Here is a 19,488-nt window from a genome sequence, read left to right as displayed (position 1 = left end):
GGGTCAAAACCTGACCCTGAGTTCTTTTGCACTAAGCGACTCATCGAATCACGTAAAAAGTTAACGAAAACTGCTTTTTTTAATAACCGCTCCGAAATGCAGCCATCAAACGTTGAACCAGCCCACCCGCTGGCAGCCGATGAACGGTCTGCCCCGCAGGTACGATCGCTCGTAAATCGATCGGATCGGACGCCGCATAATGGATCAAACCCGCAAGCGTAGCGAACCCCGGACCGCTATGCGCTTCGGGCAAACCAACGATTCCGCGCGGCCGCCCAACCCGGACAGCACGGCCCAGCGAACCCTGCGCATAGTCGGCAATACCCTTTAACTCCGCACCGCCGCCGGTGAGAACGACCTGCCGACCGACCGGCCCTGAAAAGCCGAGGTCCTTTAGCGCCTTGGCAACTTCGCCCATCAGATGCTCGAGCCGCTGACGAATGACCGCGATCAATGCCGCCCGTGTGATCCGGGCCGTTTCGCCCTGCTCTTCTTCGGTCGACAAAGGCGCGACCTCAATCATGTCATGATTGTCTTTCGGGCTGGCAGTCGCCGATCCGAAAAAGCACTTCATGCGCTCGGCCTGATTGCGACGTGTCCCAAAAGCGGACGCTATGTCGTCGGTGATGTCCGATCCGCCGAACGGAATCGATGCCAGCCCGACCAGCACGCCGCCCGCGAACAGCGAAACATTTGTCACACCAGCGCCCATTTCGACCAGTGCGACGCCCAGTTCGCGTTCCTCGTCCGATAGACAAGCCATGCCCGTCGCGACTGGCGACGCGACGATCGACTTCACTTCGAGATGCGCCGAGCGCACGCAGAGATCGAGATTGCGAACCGGCGAACCGTCCGCCGCAACCACATGGATATCGACTCCCAACGTATCGGCGTGGAGACCCAACGGCTTCTTCACGCCCTGCAACCCGTCGAGAGTGTAAAGTGTTGGCTGCGCGTGGAGGACCATGCGCCCATCGGGGTCGATCGAGCTGCGCCCCGCCGCCAGCAGTTCGTCGATATCGTCCTGTTCGATGCGATGCCCGCCAAGCTCAACCTCGACGGAAGCGATATCGCTAACGAGGCCACCCGCCGAGAAACTGACCCAGACATCCTCGATATTTGTGCCCGCGATCCGTTCGGCCTGTTCAACTGCCTCGCGCACAGCTTTTTCGGTCAGATCCATGTCAGCGATATAGCCCCGCCGCACGCCCCGGCTTTCGCGCTGTCCGGTGCCAAGCACGGTCAGATCGCCGCCCTCACCCCGTTCGGCGATCAGCGCAGACACTTTCCACGACCCGATATCGAGCGCGGTGATCAGATTCTCGCGGCGCGGCTGTGCCATTATGCGATACCCCTTCGTTGTGCTGATCGTCGTTATTATCCGTACCGGCTGGCTTGTCGATGCGCGGCTTGTCGCGGCTCACGCGCACGAACATCTTGGCCGGATCGCGCATATCAAAACGCACGAAACCACGCCCGAGCAATCGGTCCACCCCATCCATAGCGGAAAATTTTGCCAACGCCTTGGCCGACGGCGCATCCCCCTCTGGCAGGGCAAGCACTTCACCCGACTGGAAACGCAAATCCCAACGGCGATTGCCGACCCAGGTCGCTCCCGCGAGCATCGGTTTTAGACGTGGCGCATGACCCATCAGATCAGTCAGTGCCGTCGCCTGCACATTGGCATCGGGTCCGATAACCAACGGCAGATCGGGCATCGCGTTCAGCGCAACCGGTTCCAGAACAACGCCCTTGTCATCGATCAGCGACAATTGCTGCTCGTGTTGCCACACCGCCGCAGGTTTCCGCTCGACGATGTCCACCACCAGCGTATCGGGCAGGCGCCGCGACACACGTGCATCGGCGATCCAGCCATATTGCAGCAATTCGCCGCGTACTTTGTCCAGATCGACCAGCGGCATCGCACGGCTTTTCTGATCGAGCGCGACGGCATAAACGGTCAGCCGATCCATCCGGTCGATACCGGTGACCTCGACGCGCTTCACCGCGAAACCTGCGCCGCCAACGATTTCGGACAGTTGAGCGGCAGCATAGGCTGGCAAGCCCAGCATCACCGCAATGGAAATCACCGCCGCGCCTGCGACACCGAGGATCGAGAAGGTTACGATCCGTTGCATCGCAGTCGCGCTGATCGGGATCGACTCTATGCTCCGCGCCAGCATCGAGGGTTTCGACTTGCCCGCTTTACCCTTGACGGTCGCGCGCGGTTTGCGGGTTCCCCCGTTGCCGCCGCGCTTGATCGATGCAGCCGTCATTGGGCATCCTCCAGAATGCATTGGACGAGTTGATCGTAGCTCTGGCCGAGATATTTCGCCTGTTCGGGAACGAGGCTCAATGGCGTCATCCCGGCTGCGTGTTGACCTCCAACAGATAGAGGCCGTCGATCCCACGCTCATCGTCCCAGCGGAAATCGCTGCGCGACGTTCCACGGCAACCGAGAACGCGGTGCGCCTTCAACGCCATTTCCAGGCAGGCAGCGGCAATTTCCTCGGGAATGTTTGCAGGGCAGACGTGTTCGGTCATCCCATCGGTGTATTTGGAATCATAGTCATAGAAACCGCTTTTCGGCTTTAACTCGGTCACCGCCAACACCCGGTTCCCAACGACTGCTGTCGTCAGTTCGCGGCCCCGGATGAACGGTTCGGCCAGCAGTTCCTCAAACTCCTGCCACGGACCCACCACATCGCGTCCTATCGGGTTGCCATAATTGCCACTCGCCGTGACGATCGCAACTCCGACCGAAGACCCCTCGTTGATGGGTTTCAGGACATAAGGGCGCGGCAGAGGATCGCCCAGATACAGCGACTCCGATTTAACGATGTGCCCACCCGGCATCCGAACTCCATGCGGAACCAGTGACTGTTTGGTCAGCACCTTGTCGATCGCGATCACCGATGTCGCCAGCCCGGAATGCGTATACTTCAGGCCCATCAGGTCGAGCATACCCTGCACCGAACCATCCTCACCGGGCGTACCGTGCAGCGCATTGAACACGACGTCGGGCTTCACTTCGGACAGCCGCAGCGCAACGTCGCGGTCCATATCGATGCGGACCACCTCATGCCCCAGCCGCTCCAACGCATCGGCACAGCCAGCGCCCGACACCAGTGAAACCTCGCGCTCGGCGGACCAGCCGCCCATCAGAACCACGACCTTCACGCCGTTTCCCCAATTCGTTGAATTTCCCACTCGAGCGTAACACCGGAATGCGCCAGCACCCGCTCACGAACCTCCTCGCCCAGCGCCTCGATCTCCGCACTCGTCGCAGACCCAAGGTTCAGCAGAAAATTACAATGTTTCTCGGACACTTGCGCGTCCCCACGACGCAGCCCGCGACACCCGGCCGCATCGACCAGCGCCCACGCCTTTTGACCTTCAGGATTTTTGAAAGTTGATCCCCCGGTTCGGCTCCTCAACGGCTGGGAGGCTTCCCGCTCTGTCGCGATCCGATCCATTTCTGCACCGATAATCGCGGGCGACCCCGGCACTCCGGCAAAGGTCGCGCCCACGACGATCGCACCGTCGGGCAATTCAGAGTGGCGATAGGTGTAGCCGAGATCATCGACCGCGATCACGCGCCGTTCGCCCGAGCGCAGCACGATATCGGCGCTGACCAGACAATCGGCCACTTCGCGGCCATAGGCACCCGCATTCATCCGCACCGCGCCGCCGACCGTTCCCGGTATCCCGCGCAGAAATTCAAGCCCGGCAATCGCATTGTCGCGCGCATAGCTCGCCACCGAAATGCCCGGAGTTCCCGCTCCGCAGGTGAGCGTATTGCCCTCAACTGTGATGCTCGCAAACGCCTTACCAAGACGCACAGTGATGCCCCGCACACCGCCGTCGCGAACAATCAGGTTAGACCCCAGCCCCAACGGCCAGATTGACACATCAGCGGGCGTTGCGCGCAGGTAATCCTGCAGGTCGGCAACATCGGCTGGCTCGAACAATTCATCGGTCGGACCGCCAGTCTTAAACCACACTAGCGGCGCAAGCGGAGCGTTTGCGGTCAGGCGACCGCGCACTTCGACAGGGGCAAGCGTCTGGGTCATGGCCGCGCGCCCTCTATGCCCGCAGCAAGTCCCGCCGCCCATTTCGTGATATCGCCAGCCCCAAGGCAGACGACCATGTCGCCCGGCTGAGCCTCTCCAGCCAGCGCCAGGGCCAGCGCCCCGGCATCGGCAATCTCCGCGGCCGCCCGGTGTCCGCGTTGCCTCAGTTTGTCGACCAGAGCAGCCGCGCTGACCCCCTCGATCGGCAGCTCGCCCGCCGCATAGACCGGCGTGACATAGACCATGTCGGCATCGTTAAACGCCTGAGCAAAATCGTCGATCAGACCACCAAGCCGCGTATAACGGTGTGGCTGAACGACGGCGATCACCCGTCCTGTCGCCCCCTCTCGCGCTGCCGAAAGGACGGCTCGAATTTCGACCGGATGATGGCCGTAATCGTCAATGATCGTCACACCCTCGGTTTCGCCGACATTGGTAAAACGGCGCTTCACGCCACCGAACTTAGCGAACCCCTGTTGAATCGTCGCATCGTCCAGTCCGAGCTCGATCGCCACAGCAATCGCCGCCAGCGCATTCTGGACATTGTGGCGGCCCGACATGGGGAGCGCGATATCCTCTATGCTGCGGATGCTACCATCACGGCTCCGCACCATCGCTTCGAACCGGTTGCCACCGCTGCCCGGTATAACATTGACACCGCGCACATCGGCTTGCGCGCTAAAGCCGTAAGTCACGATCCGGCGATCACGAATACGCGGCAATAAAGCCTGAACCTCGGGATGATCGAGGCAGAGGATCGCCGCTCCATAAAAGGGCACGTTCTCGATAAATTCGACAAACGCATCCTTTACCGCGTCAAACGAACCATAATGATCGAGGTGCTCGGGATCGATATTGGTGACGACCGCAATCGTTCCATCGAGGCGCAGGAAACTGCCGTCGCTCTCGTCCGCTTCGACCACCATCCAGTCGCTGGCGCCGAGTCGCGCGTTCGAACCATAGCTATTGATGATGCCGCCATTGATAACGGTCGGATCGACCCCGCCCGCATCGAGCATCGCCGCGATCATCGACGTCGTCGTGGTTTTGCCATGTGTTCCCGCAACCGCAACCGTCGATTTCAGCCGCATCAGTTCGGCCAGCATTTCGGCGCGACGCACAACGGGCACACGCGTTTCCAATGCGCGCTCGACTTCAGGATTGCCGCGCTTGATTGCCGTCGAAGTGACCACAACCACAGCATCGCCAAGGTTATCGGCGGAATGGCCGATCTTCACGTCGATGCCACGCTTCCGCAGCCCCTCGATCACATAGCCTTCGGAAACGTCCGAACCCTGCACCTTATAGCCAAGGTTGTGCATGACCTCCGCAATGCCGGACATGCCTATGCCGCCGATGCCGATGAAGTGGATCGTGCCAATGTCGGTTGCCACGCCCCTCATGCGAAAGCGGGCTTCAATTTGATCGGCGCAGGCGGGATTGCTGCGGGTGACAGACTTTCAACCAAATCGGCCAGGTCCCGTCCTGCTTCGGGACGCCCACAAGCGCGCGCACGTCTCGCGGCATTTGCCAGCGCTGCCGGATCGAGACCAAGTTTCTGCATCTGTTTGGCGAGTTCGACCGGGGAGAAATCACGTTCGGCAATCGACCGCGCGCCGCCTGCCTCAACCATCTCACGGACGTTGGCAGTCTGGTGATCATCGGTTGCGCTTGGCAACGGGATCAGGATTGCCGGACGTCCAGCGGCGGTCAGTTCGGCGATGGTCGAGGCCCCTGCACGTCCGATGACCAGATGTGACCAGCTCAGCCGATCGGGCAGATCGGGTAGATAAGTGGCAAGATCGGCAGGCACGCCCAATTGGACATAGCGCGCGCGAACTGCCTCGATATCCTCGGCACGGCATTGCTGCGTGACTTGCAAACGACGGCGGAAGTTCAGCGGTAGCATCCCCAGACCATCGGGCACGACGCGCGACAAGATGCTGGCACCCTGACTTCCGCCAGTGACCAGCACGCGGAAAATGCCGTTCTCATCCAGTGGCGGAAAGTCCTGTTCGCGGATTTTCAGGATTTCCTCTCGCACAGGATTGCCGACGAGATGGGTTTTGCCGTTCCAATCAGGCTTCATCCGCGCGACGCTTGGATAAGCGGTCGCAATGGCATCGACACGCCCGGCTAACAGCCGGTTGACGCGGCCAAGGACGGCATTCTGTTCATGCACAGCAGTCGGCACGCCTGCTTTCAGAGCGGCGAGCAGCGCGGGAAAAGCGGGATAGCCGCCGAAACCGATCACCGCCGACGGCTCGAACGATTCATACAGGCGCAACGCCATCGAGCGGCCGTCGTAAATGCCCTTTGCCGCGCCCGGCCAGCTCGACGGGTTTTTCGTCAAGCGACCGGCCGGCAGGGTATGAACCTGTGCACCGTCGAACAGTCCCGGAATCTTTGCGCCGCGCGCGTCGGTGATTAGAGCAACCCGGTGGCCACGCGAAATCAGTTCCGCCGCCAACGCGTGCGCCGGGATCATATGACCGCCCGTGCCGCCTGCGGCCAGGACGAAATGCTTACTAACCGTCACTTCTTGCTCCAGCGCACGACATAGGGTGAGCGGGTCAGATACGGATTTCGACGAGTGAACGCCAGCAGCAGCCCAAAGCCGATCGAAAGTGCGATCATCGACGACCCGCCATAGCTGATAAACGGCAACGTCATGCCCTTCGACGGCGCGAGATTGACGTTGACCGCCATGTTGATCAGCGCCTGAACGGCGAACTGCGTGGTCAGTCCCGCTGCGGCGAGGACGATGAACGGGTCTTCCTCATCGAGCAGTTTCACGAAGACCCGCACTACGATCGCAAGGAACAACACTGCGATGGCGATGCAGGCGATCAGGCCGAATTCCTCGCCGATCACCGAAAAAATATAGTCAGTGTGTGCTTCGGGAAGGTGGAATTTCATTTCGCCACCGCCCGGCCCCGTTCCGAAAAAGCCACCTGCCGTCAGCGTCGCACGGGCGCTGTCTGTTTGATAGGTGTCGCCTTCGCTGAACAGAAAGTTGTCGATGCGGAGTTTTGCCACCGGATAGAACAGATAGGCCATCACGATGCCGACCACCCCGGCAGCGCCGAGCACGCCCATGATCTTGGTCGAGATTCCCGAAAGCATCAACAAGGCCAGCCACATCGTAAAGAACACGATCGTCTGACCGAAATCGGGCTGCTTCATCAGGAACACCGCAACCAACCCTGTCAGGAGGCCGGACAACGGGATGACGGGCAAAGTGCGGTCATGCGCGCGGAGTGATAGCAGCCAAGCGAGGCTGACGACGAAAAACGGTTTCAGGAATTCGGAAGGCTGAAACTGCGCGAGCCCAAAGCCGATCCAGCGCCGGGCACCGTTGGTTTGCGAGCCGATCAGGGGAACCAGCACCAGCATTAAACTGAAAAACGCTGCACCGCCGAGCGCGAACCGACGGGCGATTTGTGTTGGCAGCATCGAGACACCGATCATCACAGGGATGCCGAGTGCTACCCATGCGAGCTGTCGCCAGAAATAGTGCAGCGGTGCGACGGTGACGTTGCCCCCCGAATAGCGATCGGCTGCGGCTGGGGATGCGGCGGCGACGGCGATCAGTCCAACCGAGATCAGAATGAAGACGAGCAGCAGCAGGAAGCGGTCGATTTCCCAGAACCACAGGCCGAACGCAGAACGATCCGAGCGACCGAGGCGGGCGGAAACCGATGATCGGATGCGGGCGGCAGGTGTGTTCACAGTGCCTCCACAAGAGCACGAAACGCGTCGCCCCGCGCCTCGAAATCGGTAAATTGATCGAATGAGGCGCAGGCTGGCGATAATAGTACCGTATCGCCGGGGTGCGCGGCCATCGATGCGCGATGGACGGCAACGTCGAGCGTGACGCAGTGAACAACCGGCATTTGGTCACGCAGAATGTTTGCCAGCATCGGCCCATCGCGACCGATGGCGAACGCGGTCTTCACATGGTCGAAATAGGGCGCGCAGGCGTCGAGGTCGTCGGATTTTGCCTGCCCGCCGAGTATCCACAGGATTTGGGAATAAGCGGCGAGGGCTGGCGCGGTCGACGTGGCGTTGGTTGCCTTGCTGTCGTTTACATAGAGGACGCCATCGCGCTCGCGAATGCGCTCCATGCGGTGTGGCAGGCCTGGGTAGGTCTGAAGGCCGGTTTCGATTTGAGCTTCGGTCAGGCCCAGAGCTTTGCAAACAGCAATTGCCGCCGCTGCGTTTTGGGCGTTGTGCGGCCCTTGCAAGGCAGCCCAGTTGAACTGATCGAGCGTGGGCGTTGTACCACGGATTGCCGGGTGCCCCGTTGATTGCATCGCGAAGAGCCGCGCTTTCGATGCCGCATAGCCGTCGAACCCGTCATACCGATCGAGATGATCAGGTGTGATGTTAAGTAATACAGCGACGTCGCAGTCGAGCGAGAACGTCAGGTCGATCTGGTAGCTCGACAGTTCCAGCACATAGACGCCACCTGTCGGCAACGGCTCCTGCCCAAGAATCGGCAGCCCGATGTTGCCGCCCATCATCGTCGGCACGCCCGACGATTGCAGGATGTGATGCACCAGCGCGGTCGTGGTTGATTTGCCGTTAGTCCCAGTGATGCCGACAACCTTATGCGGAGGCAGTTCGGCACGGCCCTGAGCGAAAAGTTCGATGTCACCGATTACGGGTACGCCAAACTTTGCGGCATGAGCCGCGATGGGATGGCGGTTCAGGGGGACGCCGGGGGATACGACGACGCCTGCGAAACCGGTCAGATCGGTTTCGAGTGGGTCGGCGAAACTAAGCTCGGCGTTCCTGACAAGCGCCTCACGCGCATCCTCATTCGAATCCCACGCAACAACCTCCGCCCCGCTCGTCAGCAGAGCATCGACAGTCGCCCGTCCCGAACGCGCAAGTCCAAGCACCGCATAGCGTTTGCCGCGAAAGGCGGTGCTGGTGATCACCTGAGTTTCAGGGTCGCGAGACCCGCGAGCGCCAGCACGAAGCTGATGATCCAGAAACGGATGACAACCGTTGCCTCGGCCCAGCCGAGTTGTTCGAAATGATGGTGGATCGGTGCCATTTTGAACACACGCTTGCCCGTGCGCTTGTAGAAGAACACCTGAATGATAACCGACATCGCCTCGACGACGAACAGCCCCCGATGATCCCCAGCACGATCTCATGGTGCGCGGTTACCGCGATTGCACCAAGAGCGCCGCCGAGAGCGAGGCTGCCGGTGTCACCCATGAACACTGCTGCCGGGGGAGCGTTGAACCATAGGAACGCAAGGCCCGCCCCGACGATGCCGCCGCAGAAGATCGCCAGATCACCGGCTCCGGGAACGTGCGGGATGCCGAGATAGACGGCAAACTTGGCGTTACCTGCGAGGTAAACGATCGTCATGAAAGCAACACTGGCGATGATGACCGGCATCGTCGCCAGTCCGTCCAGACCATCGGTCAGGTTCACCGCATTACCGAACGCGACCATCGTGAATGCGGCAAACAGGATGTAGAAAACACCGAGATCGGGGTGAAAACTGCTGAAAAACGGCACATAAAGTTCGGTGCCGTTATGCTTTGTGATAATCCATGCGGCGATGATCGCAATGGCGAACTCACCCAGCAAACGAACGCGGCCAGACACGCCAGCATGGCTGTTTTTCCGCACTTTGTCCCAATCGTCCATGAAGCCGATGGCTCCGAAGCCGAAAGTGACGAGGATGCAGGCCCAGACATAGGGGTTGGTCAAGTCCATCCACAACAGGCTGGAAACACCAAGCGAGGTCAGGATCATCAGCCCGCCCATCGTCGGGGTGCCGACTTTTGCAAGGTGCGTAGCAGGACCATCGGCGCGGATCGGCTGCCCCTTGCCCTGACGCACACGGAGCCAGCCGATGAAGCGCGGGCCGATCAACAAGCCGAGAACAAGAGCCGTGGTTACAGCGCCTCCGGTGCGAAAGCTTAAATATCGCAACAGATTCAGGACGCCGGGGAAGCCCATCATATCGGCGATTACATAAAGCATCAGGCAGCCCCCAGAGCATCGACAAGCGTGGAAAGGCCGACCCCGTTCGATCCCTTGACGAGGATCGCATCGCCGGGGGCAATGACCGACTCGATCAGGTCGCGCGCAGCGGCGGCGTCGGGCACATGGCGGAACTCCACCCTCCCCTCAAGCGCCTTGGCGAGTGCGACCATGCCCGGTCCGACGAGAAGTGCAAAATCGACGTTGGCTGCCAGCAGCGGCTCGGCGATCGCGGCATGGAGACGTTCGCTTTCGGTGCCAAGCTCGCGCATCTCACCAAGAACGGCAATGCGGCGCGTCGCAGTCTGGCGACCAAGGACGGCCAGCGTCGCGACCATCGATGCCGCATTGGCATTATAGCTTTCGTCAATCAGCAGCGCGGTTCCACTTCCGGCGCGGATAGTTTTACGTGCGCCACGTCCGGCAAGCCCCTCCAGTTCGGCCAGCGCCAGCCCCGCAGCCGCCAGATCGCCACCGAGCGCCTGCACCGCCGCGATAACCGCAAGCGCATTGGACACCCAGTGGTCGCCCACCTGTCCGACAGTGAAGCACAGTTCGGCATCCGGCAAAGTCGCAGTGATGAGCGTGCCGCCCGCCGTCGGCATGGCTTCGCGCGCGTGGACATCTGCCCCGGTGCCCATCCCGAACGTCACGACATGAACGCCAAGCTCACGGGCGTGTCCGACCAGCCGATCACGGTGAGGGCTATCGAACGGGATAATCGCCGTGCCGCCGGGTTCGATCCCCTGAAAGATTTCAGCCTTCGCATCGGCAATCGCCGCTTCCGATGCAAAGAATTCGATGTGCGCCGGAGCAATTGCGGTGACGATAGCAACATGCGGACGCACCATACGGGTCAGCCCCGACAGTTCGCCCGCGTGGTTCATTCCCATCTCGAACACCGCAAAATCGCTGTCGGCGGCCATCCGCGACAGGCTGAGAGGTACGCCCGTGTGGTTGTTGTAGCTCTTGACCGATTTGTGGACTTTAGTGTCCGGCCACCGCCCGAGGGCGGCGGCCAGCGCTTCCTTGGTGCCGGTCTTTCCAACCGACCCCGTTACTCCGGCAATCTTTGCTGCCGTTCTCCGCCGGGATGCGACCCCCAGGGCGTCCAGTACGGCGGCTGTATCGGCCACCAATATATGTGGATGTGCAACGGGCTGCGAAACGATCGCGCCCGATGCTCCGTGCGCAAATGCACCTTCGATGAAGCGGTGCCCATCGGTGACTTCACCGGGCATTGCGACGAACAGGTCGCCAGCCCCAATCTCACGGGAATCGAATGCGACACCGGTTGCGGCAAAGGATTCGGATGCCACACCGCCGATTGCCTTAGCTATGGCTTCAGAAGTCCAGAGTGCGGTCATGCCGCACAGTCCCGCGCAACCTGAACATCGTCGAACGGCAATATGCGCTGATCGTCTCCGGCACCGACCACTTGCCCGGTTTCATGCCCCTTGCCCGCGATCAGGACGATATCGCCCGGTCCGGCCTCGGCAATGGCCGCGGCGATGGCCCGGCGGCGGTCCCCGATTTCGGTGGCTTCGGGTGCTTTCGACATGATTGCATGGCGGATGGCTTCGGGGTCTTCGCTGCGGGGATTATCGTCTGTCACGATAACGCGGTCGGCCATTGCTTCGGCAATCAGGCCCATTTCAGGGCGCTTACCGGCATCACGATCGCCACCCGCGCCCATGACAAGGATCAGGCGACCGACGGCATGGGGTTTCAGCGCACTGATCGCTGCTGCCAGAGCATCGGGCGTATGGGCATAATCGACATAGACCGGTGCGCCCGCACGAGTGATGACCGCCCGCTCCAGCCGTCCACGGACCGGTTGCAGTCGCGACAGATTGGCCAGGGTTGTCATGGGATTCCCGCCCGTCGCAATCACCAGACCAGCCGCCATCAGGGCGTTGGCGGCCTGATAAGCGCCGATCAACGGCAGCATAATCTTATGCTCGACATCCTCATGGACGACCGTCAGCGTCTGGCCCAGTTGTGTCGGAATACGGCTGATCAAACGCAGCGTTGCGCCGCGCGTACCGATGCCCATCAACTGCAAGCCACGTTCGCGCGCAAGGTCGATGACCCGGTCGGACGCTTCATCGTCTTGCCAGATCACCGCGATGCCGTTCGGGTCGACAACTTCGGAAAACAGCCGCAGCTTGGCGGTCAGATAGGCCGCCATGTCACCGTGATAGTCGAGGTGATCGCGGCTGAGATTGGTGAAACCGGCGGCGGCAACGGGCAGCCCCTCCGTACGATATTGGTGCAAGCCGTGGCTCGATGCCTCGAAAGCTGCGTGCGTCACGCCTTCGCGTGCGAGGCCCGCCATATTGCTCAGGAAGGTCACGATGTCCGGGGTCGTCAGTCCGGTCGTAACCGTCTCGTCGCCCGTCGTGACACCCAGCGTCCCGATGCTCGCGGCATGATGGCCCGCCATCCGCCAAAGCTGGCGGGTCAGCTCTACGGTCGAAGTCTTACCGTTGGTACCGGTCACCGCGACCGTGGTTCTCGGAAACGGCGCAAAGAATTTTGCCGCCAGCAGCGCAAATGTGCGGCGTGGTTCGTCGGCGATCACCGCAACCGCACCGTCCACTTCCACCCCGGCGCAGGTCACGACCGCTATAGCGCCCGCAGCGATGGCCGCGGGAATATAGTCCTCACCGTTGAACCGGGCACCCTTGAATGCGCCGAACACCGTGCCGGGTGCGACTTTACGATGGTCGATCGCAAACCCCGTCACTTCCTGTGGCGCTATGCTCTCGAGGCCGACCGTCTCAAGGAGCGTATCGAGCCGCATCAGTTCCCGGCCTTCGGTTTCCAGACCAGAGGCGCAAGCGCACTCACGTCAATGTCCTTACTGTTGTCGGGCATGACACCCAGCAACGGACCGATGCGCGAAATGATCTTGCTGGTTGCCGGTGCGACCACCCACCCGGCCGTTCGCTGACCGGCCGAAGCGGCGCTGCCCTTGGGCTCATCGAGCATCGTCACCACCACATAACGCGGCGCATCCATCGGGAAAGCGGCGGCGAACGTGGATACCGTCGAATGCCGGTTGTAACCGCCGCCATTGGCTTTGTCGGCTGTTCCGGTTTTGCCGCCGACGCGGAGACCGTCGACGTCGGCCTTGCGACCAGTGCCGTCGAGGACGATCATGCGGAGAAGCTGGCGCATCTTGTCGCTGGTCGCCTGTGAGAACACGCGAGTACCCTGCGGAGCCTTGCCCGGCGCTATCTTCAGCAGCGTCGAGGGACGGAAGATGCCGCCGTTAACCAGCGCTGCATAAGCCGTGGCGAGATGCAGCGGGGTGACCGCCATGCCATGACCAAAGCCGATCGTCATGACCGTCGTCCGTCCCCAATAGGTCGGCCAGATCGGGCGGCCGCGCTCTTTCAGTTCGATGTCGGGCGCAGTGTCGAAGTGAAGTTTGTGGAACAGGCTGGCGGTCCGCGTTTCACCCAATTCATCGGCGATGCGCGCGGTTACAATGTTCGATGACATGATCAAGGTTTCGATGACGTTGAGCCACCGTCCCGCCGAATGTTCGTCATGGATCGTAAAGCGGCCGACTTTCAACGGTGCGGTCGCATCATATCGTTTCGCCAGCGAAGGGACGACCCCGGTGTCGAGCGCATTGGCTATGGTGATCGGTTTGAAAGTCGAGCCAAGCTCATAAACACTCTGCGTCACATTGTTGCGGCGCGCTTCGTCCGGTCCCTCACCGGGCTTGTTCGGATTATAGACCGGCAGCGACGCCATTGCGATCACTTCGCCAGTGTGAACGTCGAGCACGATGCCGGTCGCGCCCTTTGCCTGCTGATCGACCATCGCAGCCGACATTTCGCTTTCCATAATCGCCTGCACGCGCGCATCGATCGACAGGGCGATGGCGTTCGCGCGATTATGGGCATTCGACAGCTTATCATTCAGCACGCGTTCCATGCCCGAGACGCCACGCCCGTCGAAATCGGTGTAGCCGATGACATGAGCGGCGAGCGTCGTCTGAGGATAGAGCCGTTCGGGTTCGCGGGCATAGGCCATTGCCGGTTCACCGATCGCGTTCACCTGAGCCACCAGATCGGGCATGGCGCGACGGCGCAGATAGGTGAAACGCACGCCCGACCGCAGAATGGCGAGATATTGCGCTTCGGTCTTTTCCGGCATCAGAGCGGCCAGCTTTGCCGCGACATCTTTCGGGTCGTTCAGCAATTTGTTCGCATGGACCCCGATTGACCAAGCATCGATCGTCCGCGCCAGCACCTGACCATTGCGATCGACGATGTCGCCGCGATTGGGCAACATGCTGGAAATACTCGAAGACACCTTCGCGTCATGAAACACCGACAGCCAGACGAGTCGACCCGCGATCAGCAGGCTGACGGCACCGAACAGCAGCATCAACATCATCAGGCGCTGATGTGCGACGACCAGCGACGCCTGTCGCTGGTCCTGGTGGCGTATCCGCGGGGGTTGGGCGACCAATGTTGTCACGGACGCTTGCGGCGCTCCTCTGCAGCCGCAGAGCGGTCAATGTCACCGAGTATCTTTGCATCGAGCATCGCAACACGTTGAGTGCGAGGAGACAGGGCTGGCTTTACAAATATTGCGCGCTGGAACCCGGCGCGCGCACGGGCGGGTTCAGCCGTACTCTTGGGTGCGGGCGCAGCGACTGGCGTTGTGGGGACAGAAGCGGATTCGAACGAGGCATTCATGACTGCAGGCGGCGCATTAGGCGTACCGTCATCAATGGCTCCTGAACCGAGCGAGGCGAGCTGAGCTTCACTATGCAGGAACTGTTGCGCCTTCGGAGCGGAAAGCGCCAGCACATCGCCGTTCCACTTCTCAAGCTGGCGAAGCGAAGCACGCGTGCCGAGTTCAGTCTGGAGCTGGCGCATATCGCGCTGCGCCGATGCAATCTGATGCTCCACCGCTTCCAGCTTGCCACGTTCGGCGGCGACCTGAAGCGAGACAAGATAGAGGCAGGTCGCGGCGGTGGCGACACCGGCAACCCAGCCGAGCGAGCGGAAACGTTGTCCAATCATAGGGTTTGGCCAATCATGAGGTGAGGCTTTCGTGGCTAGACCATGCGGGAGCGGCGGTGCGGCGTGCGGAACGAAGCGTGGCGGAGCGCGCACGCGGATTGCGGTCGATTTCGGCGTCCGTTGCCCGAACGGGCTTACCGACCGCTTCGAAGCTGGGGGCACGAACGGCGGCCACGGCGGGGAGATGGCGCGACCCGGAAGGCTCTCCACCCGAACGACGACGCAGAAACAGCTTCACCATGCGATCTTCGAGACTGTGGAAGGTTACGACGGCCAGCCGACCACCGGGCTTCAATGCGCGCTCGGCGGCGGCAAGGCCGTCTTCCAGCTCTCCCAACTCCCGATTGATGTGCATCCTGATCGCCTGAAACGTGCGCGTCGCGGGATCTTTCTTCTCGCCGGGCTTATGACCGACCGCGCGACGGACGGCCCGAGACAAGTCCATTGTCGTCTTCAGCGGCCGCGCATCGACGATGGCATGAGCAATGCGCCGCGATTTCTTCTCGTCACCCAGCGTGTAAATGATGTCGGCGATTTCGGCTTCGTCGGCAGTATTCAGGAAATCGGCAGCGCTTGGGCCAGCCTGCTCCATCCGCATATCGAGCGGCCCTTCGGACTGAAACGAAAAGCCGCGCGTCGGCTGGTCGATCTGCATCGACGACACACCGATATCGAGGACGACACCATCGACGGGGCCAGCCTGATCGAGTTGCGAGAAACGATCCTGAACCAAAGTCAGCCGGTCATGCGGAGTTGCAGCGGCAATCGCATCAGGATCACGGTCGAACGCGGTGACATCCGCGCCCTGATCAAGCATCGCAGCCGTATAACCGCCGGCACCATAAGTGCCGTCGACATGCCGTTCACCCGGCTGAATTGCCAGCGCGGTCAGGACTTCATCGAGGAGGACGGGAATATGCGGCGCGGTCATGCCGCCCCCGCTGTTCGAGGCAGAAACGAACCATGTCCTTCAGGTCTTCGTCCACACCAGGCGTTTCGATCAAAACTGTGGGGTTCCAGATTTCGAACGTGTCACCGGTGCCAATGAAGAAAGCGAGGTCTTCGAGCTTGCCTTTGCTGCGAAAGAACGGCGGCAGGATGAAGCGCCCCGACGCATCGAAGGGCACCTCATCGACCGAACCGAAGGCCCGGCGTGCGATATTGTGACGATCGACATCCTTGCCCGCATCCAGCGCACGAGTCTCATCGCGATCGAGTTTGGCGTGAAGCAGATCGGACCAGCCGCGATCGTATCCGGTCAGGCAGGGGTCAGCATCATGTTTGGAAATCAGGAGGACGCGGTCGCCATTGTTGCGTTCGATGACGGCGCGCAGAGGTGCTGGGATAGCGACACGGCCTTTGCCGTCGATCGCCTGCAGCGCGTAACCTCTGAACAATCCCCGATCGGCCAAAGCCTGTTTCCCTGCTCTAAAGAGGCAAAGCTCCGCCGCTCATCGCGACATGTGTTTTTCGCGATGTTTGAACTGTTTGCGTGCAGACGACCCCGCCTCTTGAGAAGCAGACGTATCAGGGGATATCGCGGTTCACAACGGGTTTTCACGGGTAAAACGGGGAAATCGTCAATAAAATTGGCGGGTTCTGGTTATGTTCTTCACGTTTTCTTAAAACAACAACGAGTTTTCAGGGTCATTTATTGAATAGCCGGAATTGTAATGCCGTGGCGGACTGTTCTTCAGAATTGCGAGACGGCCTTAACAGGCTGAGTCGGCCCGCCTAATTCGCCCGCTTTTCAGGGGCATCGGACAAGTCCTTGCGATCATTCGCCCCCGGCGCGACGCCCAGTTGAGCCAATGGCTCTGAATCTGGATCGACAGTTTTCGAATTGGTGGACTTAGGCCCCGTCGCCAACGGCGCGGTTGCCCCCGGCGCGTTCATGTTCGCGGTACGGCGAACGCTCGTCGCAATTGCTGCCGCCAGCAGGACGATCAGGACAACCGCCGCAAGTCCGGTCACGCCCACACGAATGCGCTGCATTGGCTCCTGCGTGTTGTCACGCCGCAGCGGACTGTTAGGACGGTCACGGACCATAAACCTGAAAATAGGGAGGACTAACGTTCAAGCCAAGGGAGAACGGTCAATCCCTTCGCGCGCAGCCAGTCGGCATTATAAAGCGTCGACAGGTAACGAAAGCCGGTGTCGCACAGGATAGTGACAATGGTCTTGCCCGGCCCCAGCTCACGGGCCAGCCTGATCGCACCCGCAACGTTGATCCCGGAGGACAGGCCAAGACAAAGCCCCTCGTCACGAAGCAGCGCAGCGACCTGCTCAAGTCCCTCCTCGTCGGAAATACGGAACTGTGTGTCGATCGGCGCGCCCTCCAGATTGGCGGTGATGCGCCCCTGCCCGATCCCTTCCGCAACCGACTCGCCTTCGGCTTTCAACTCACCGTGCGCGTAATAATTATACAGCGCCGCGCCATGCGGGTCGGCCAAAGCAATAACGATTTTTTCGTTTTTTGCTTTCAAGCCGAGGCCGACGCCTGCCAGCGTGCCGCCGGTTCCGACTGCGCAAACGAAACCGTCAATTCGCCCATCGGTCTGCGTCCAGATTTCTTCTGCCGTTCCAACGATATGCGCGCGACGGTTCGATATGTTGTCGAACTGATTTGACCAGATCGCACCATCGGTTTCCTCGGCGATCCTGCGCGATGTGTGGACGAAATGCCCCGGGTTGGAAAAGGGCGCTGCAGGAACCAGCACAAGCTCTGCCCCCAGCGCGCGCAAAGTATCCATTTTCTCGCGGCTCTGTGTTTCAGGCATGACGATGATCGTCTTATACCCCTTCGCATTACCAACGAGCGCGAGACCAATGCCGGTATTGCCCGCCGTACCCTCTACGATCGTACCGCCGGGCCGCAGCGCACCCGATTCCTCCGCGTCCTGCACGATGAACAGGGCGGCGCGATCCTTGATCGATGCGCCCGGATTGGTAAACTCGCACTTGGCGAGAATCTCGCAACCCGTAGCGTCGCTCGCGCCATTCAACCGCACGAGCGGGGTGTTGCCGATAAGTGAAATGGTGTCGCGGACGATGGTCATGGTCGCTCTCTAGCCGCGCCGCCGGGGTTGCAGCAAGCAAAGCCAGCTTGCCCACCCAAAAGGCCGCGTTTCGGCCAGACTTAAGTGATCGACCGCGAACGGCGAAGGGCAATCAGGAATATTGCGGCAATCGACAGGAAGCCGAGCGGAACCGTTGTCAGACTCATCAATGCGCGACCAAAGAGAGGTACGATCCAGACAAAGGCCAACATAGTCTTTTCATAGGGCAAAAACCCCCGTTCACGGCCATCCACCACAAGAAACGCAATCGCCATGCCAAGGGGAACGAGATCATAGTCGAGCAAATAGGGTGTCGACAGCAGCGCGGCCGCAATGACCATAGCGTTGCGAACGAACGGGCGCGTGCCGCGTGAAACGGCCATCGTGCCGATAATGGCCGCGACAGTCACCACCGTCTGAATGCCCCAGGCCAGCGAAATACCCGCTCCCCAGTTTCGCGCTGCGGAAAATGCGCTCTGGATTTTCTCCCAGCCAGTCGCTCCCTGTTCGATAATGACCGATTGCGTCAGCGGCAGCGAGTGGATGAACGCAGCCCAGACCGGCCACCCCCACAACGCCAGCGTCAATGCGCAAAGCAATCCTGCCGACAACAACGCCCCACAGATTGCGCGCCAGTGGCCGCCCAGCAGCAGTACGACCGGCAGAACCAGCCCGAACTGCGGCTTATAGACGATACAGCCCAGCAACAGGCCCGCGACAAAAGGACGCCGGTCGAGCAGGAGCAGCCCACCGCCCAGCAATGCGGCCGTCAGAAAGCCATTATGACCGTGACCAAGGCAGACCAGCACAACCGGCGCGCCGAGCGCCGCCAGCGTGGTTCCGGGCGATGGAAGGATCTTGCGCACCGTCAACAGCGCCAGAGCGAGCGTCGATGCCTGCCAGACGATCAGAGCCGGAATATAGGGCACGAGGGCCAGCAACGCCGCGATCAGCAGGAACGGCGGCGGATAGTGCCAGCCATAGAAAGGAATGTTGGCTTTATGATGAGCCAGTTGCTGCGCTGCGAAGTGCGTCGGCCAGTCCCATGCCAGCGGCGCTCGCCTCTCCAGCGCCATCCGGCCCGCCGTCCAGACGTTGGAAAAATCGGTACCGAGTGGCCGCCCGAACGAATCGACCGTCCCGTGCGCAGTCAGGAAAAGATAGGCGACCGCGCCGATCGTCCCGATTAGCGACAGCGTGGCGAACATTTGCACGCGCGCGCTTGTCACCCAATTGCCGCGTGCCACCGGGTTCTCTGCCAAAGTTTTTATCATCGACCATCGATAAGCCAGA

The 19,488-nt window shown here is 60.9% G+C and carries 16 protein-coding genes and 2 pseudogenes; all 18 read right to left on the bottom strand.

What is annotated here, in order from left to right:
* Positions 1–79: 79 nt before the first annotated feature.
* On the bottom strand, positions 80–1,342 hold the full coding sequence (gene ftsA / locus D3Y57_RS16000) for a cell division protein FtsA (RefSeq protein ID WP_121154163.1): 1,263 nt from the start codon (positions 1,340–1,342) through the stop codon (positions 80–82).
* Positions 1,257–2,276: a cell division protein FtsQ/DivIB gene (locus D3Y57_RS15995; protein ID WP_121154161.1), complete on the bottom strand. Its 1,020-nt coding sequence runs from the start codon at positions 2,274–2,276 to the stop codon at positions 1,257–1,259. Before D3Y57_RS15995 ends, ftsA begins: the two co-directional genes overlap by 86 nt.
* A pseudogene (locus D3Y57_RS15990) lies at positions 2,273–3,162 on the bottom strand (D-alanine--D-alanine ligase). Before D3Y57_RS15990 ends, D3Y57_RS15995 begins: the two are co-directional and overlap by 4 nt.
* Positions 3,163–3,176: 14 nt before the next feature.
* A complete protein-coding gene (murB, locus tag D3Y57_RS15985) occupies positions 3,177–4,073 on the bottom strand; it encodes a UDP-N-acetylmuramate dehydrogenase (RefSeq protein WP_121154159.1) in 897 nt (298 codons plus the stop codon).
* Positions 4,070–5,476 (bottom strand): UDP-N-acetylmuramate--L-alanine ligase, encoded by a 1,407-nt coding sequence (murC, locus tag D3Y57_RS15980; protein WP_121154157.1) that lies wholly within the window; start codon positions 5,474–5,476, stop codon positions 4,070–4,072. Before murC ends, murB begins: the two co-directional genes overlap by 4 nt.
* Positions 5,473–6,612, bottom strand: a complete 1,140-nt coding sequence (gene murG, locus D3Y57_RS15975; protein ID WP_121154155.1) for an undecaprenyldiphospho-muramoylpentapeptide beta-N-acetylglucosaminyltransferase — start codon at positions 6,610–6,612, stop codon at positions 5,473–5,475. The genes murC and murG overlap by 4 nt, the downstream gene beginning before the upstream one ends.
* Positions 6,609–7,805: an FtsW/RodA/SpoVE family cell cycle protein gene (locus D3Y57_RS15970; RefSeq protein WP_121154153.1), complete on the bottom strand. Its 1,197-nt coding sequence runs from the start codon at positions 7,803–7,805 to the stop codon at positions 6,609–6,611. Before D3Y57_RS15970 ends, murG begins: the two co-directional genes overlap by 4 nt.
* Positions 7,802–9,019: a Mur ligase family protein gene (locus D3Y57_RS15965; RefSeq protein ID WP_121154151.1), complete on the bottom strand. Its 1,218-nt coding sequence runs from the start codon at positions 9,017–9,019 to the stop codon at positions 7,802–7,804. The genes D3Y57_RS15970 and D3Y57_RS15965 overlap by 4 nt, the downstream gene beginning before the upstream one ends.
* A pseudogene (mraY, locus tag D3Y57_RS15960) lies at positions 9,016–10,085 on the bottom strand (phospho-N-acetylmuramoyl-pentapeptide-transferase). Before mraY ends, D3Y57_RS15965 begins: the two are co-directional and overlap by 4 nt.
* Entirely contained in the window at positions 10,085–11,452 is a 1,368-nt protein-coding gene (locus D3Y57_RS15955; protein WP_121154149.1) for a UDP-N-acetylmuramoyl-tripeptide--D-alanyl-D-alanine ligase, read from the bottom strand. The pseudogene mraY and the gene D3Y57_RS15955 overlap by 1 nt, the downstream one beginning before the upstream one ends.
* The gene (locus tag D3Y57_RS15950) at positions 11,449–12,891 is read right to left on the bottom strand and encodes a UDP-N-acetylmuramoyl-L-alanyl-D-glutamate--2,6-diaminopimelate ligase (protein WP_121154147.1); all 1,443 of its coding nucleotides are present in this window, start codon (positions 12,889–12,891) and stop codon (positions 11,449–11,451) included. The genes D3Y57_RS15955 and D3Y57_RS15950 overlap by 4 nt, the downstream gene beginning before the upstream one ends.
* Positions 12,891–14,585 (bottom strand): peptidoglycan D,D-transpeptidase FtsI family protein, encoded by a 1,695-nt coding sequence (locus D3Y57_RS15945; protein WP_205590076.1) that lies wholly within the window; start codon positions 14,583–14,585, stop codon positions 12,891–12,893. Before D3Y57_RS15945 ends, D3Y57_RS15950 begins: the two co-directional genes overlap by 1 nt.
* Positions 14,582–15,136 carry a hypothetical protein gene (locus D3Y57_RS15940; protein WP_121154145.1) on the bottom strand — a complete coding sequence of 185 codons (555 nt, stop codon included), beginning with the start codon at positions 15,134–15,136 and terminating at the stop codon, positions 14,582–14,584. Before D3Y57_RS15940 ends, D3Y57_RS15945 begins: the two co-directional genes overlap by 4 nt.
* Before the next feature lie 13 nt (positions 15,137–15,149).
* Positions 15,150–16,067 (bottom strand): 16S rRNA (cytosine(1402)-N(4))-methyltransferase RsmH, encoded by a 918-nt coding sequence (rsmH, locus tag D3Y57_RS15935; RefSeq protein ID WP_121154143.1) that lies wholly within the window; start codon positions 16,065–16,067, stop codon positions 15,150–15,152.
* Positions 16,033–16,548, bottom strand: coding sequence for a division/cell wall cluster transcriptional repressor MraZ (locus D3Y57_RS15930; protein ID WP_121154141.1), 516 nt, complete (start codon positions 16,546–16,548; stop codon positions 16,033–16,035). The genes rsmH and D3Y57_RS15930 overlap by 35 nt, the downstream gene beginning before the upstream one ends.
* Positions 16,549–16,870: 322 nt before the next feature.
* Entirely contained in the window at positions 16,871–17,131 is a 261-nt protein-coding gene (locus D3Y57_RS15925; RefSeq protein ID WP_121156060.1) for a hypothetical protein, read from the bottom strand.
* A 74-nt stretch (positions 17,132–17,205) separates the two neighbouring features.
* On the bottom strand, positions 17,206–18,195 hold the full coding sequence (locus tag D3Y57_RS15920) for a cysteine synthase A (RefSeq protein WP_121154139.1): 990 nt from the start codon (positions 18,193–18,195) through the stop codon (positions 17,206–17,208).
* 80 nt (positions 18,196–18,275) lie between these two features.
* Positions 18,276–19,469 (bottom strand): glycosyltransferase family 87 protein, encoded by a 1,194-nt coding sequence (locus D3Y57_RS15915; protein ID WP_121154137.1) that lies wholly within the window; start codon positions 19,467–19,469, stop codon positions 18,276–18,278.
* Positions 19,470–19,488: the final 19 nt, after the last annotated feature.

The sequence above is a fragment of the Sphingomonas paeninsulae genome (assembly GCF_003660165.1).
Taxonomy (GTDB): domain Bacteria; phylum Pseudomonadota; class Alphaproteobacteria; order Sphingomonadales; family Sphingomonadaceae; genus Sphingomonas_O; species Sphingomonas_O paeninsulae.
This window is presented reverse-complemented; position numbering and strand designations above follow the sequence as displayed.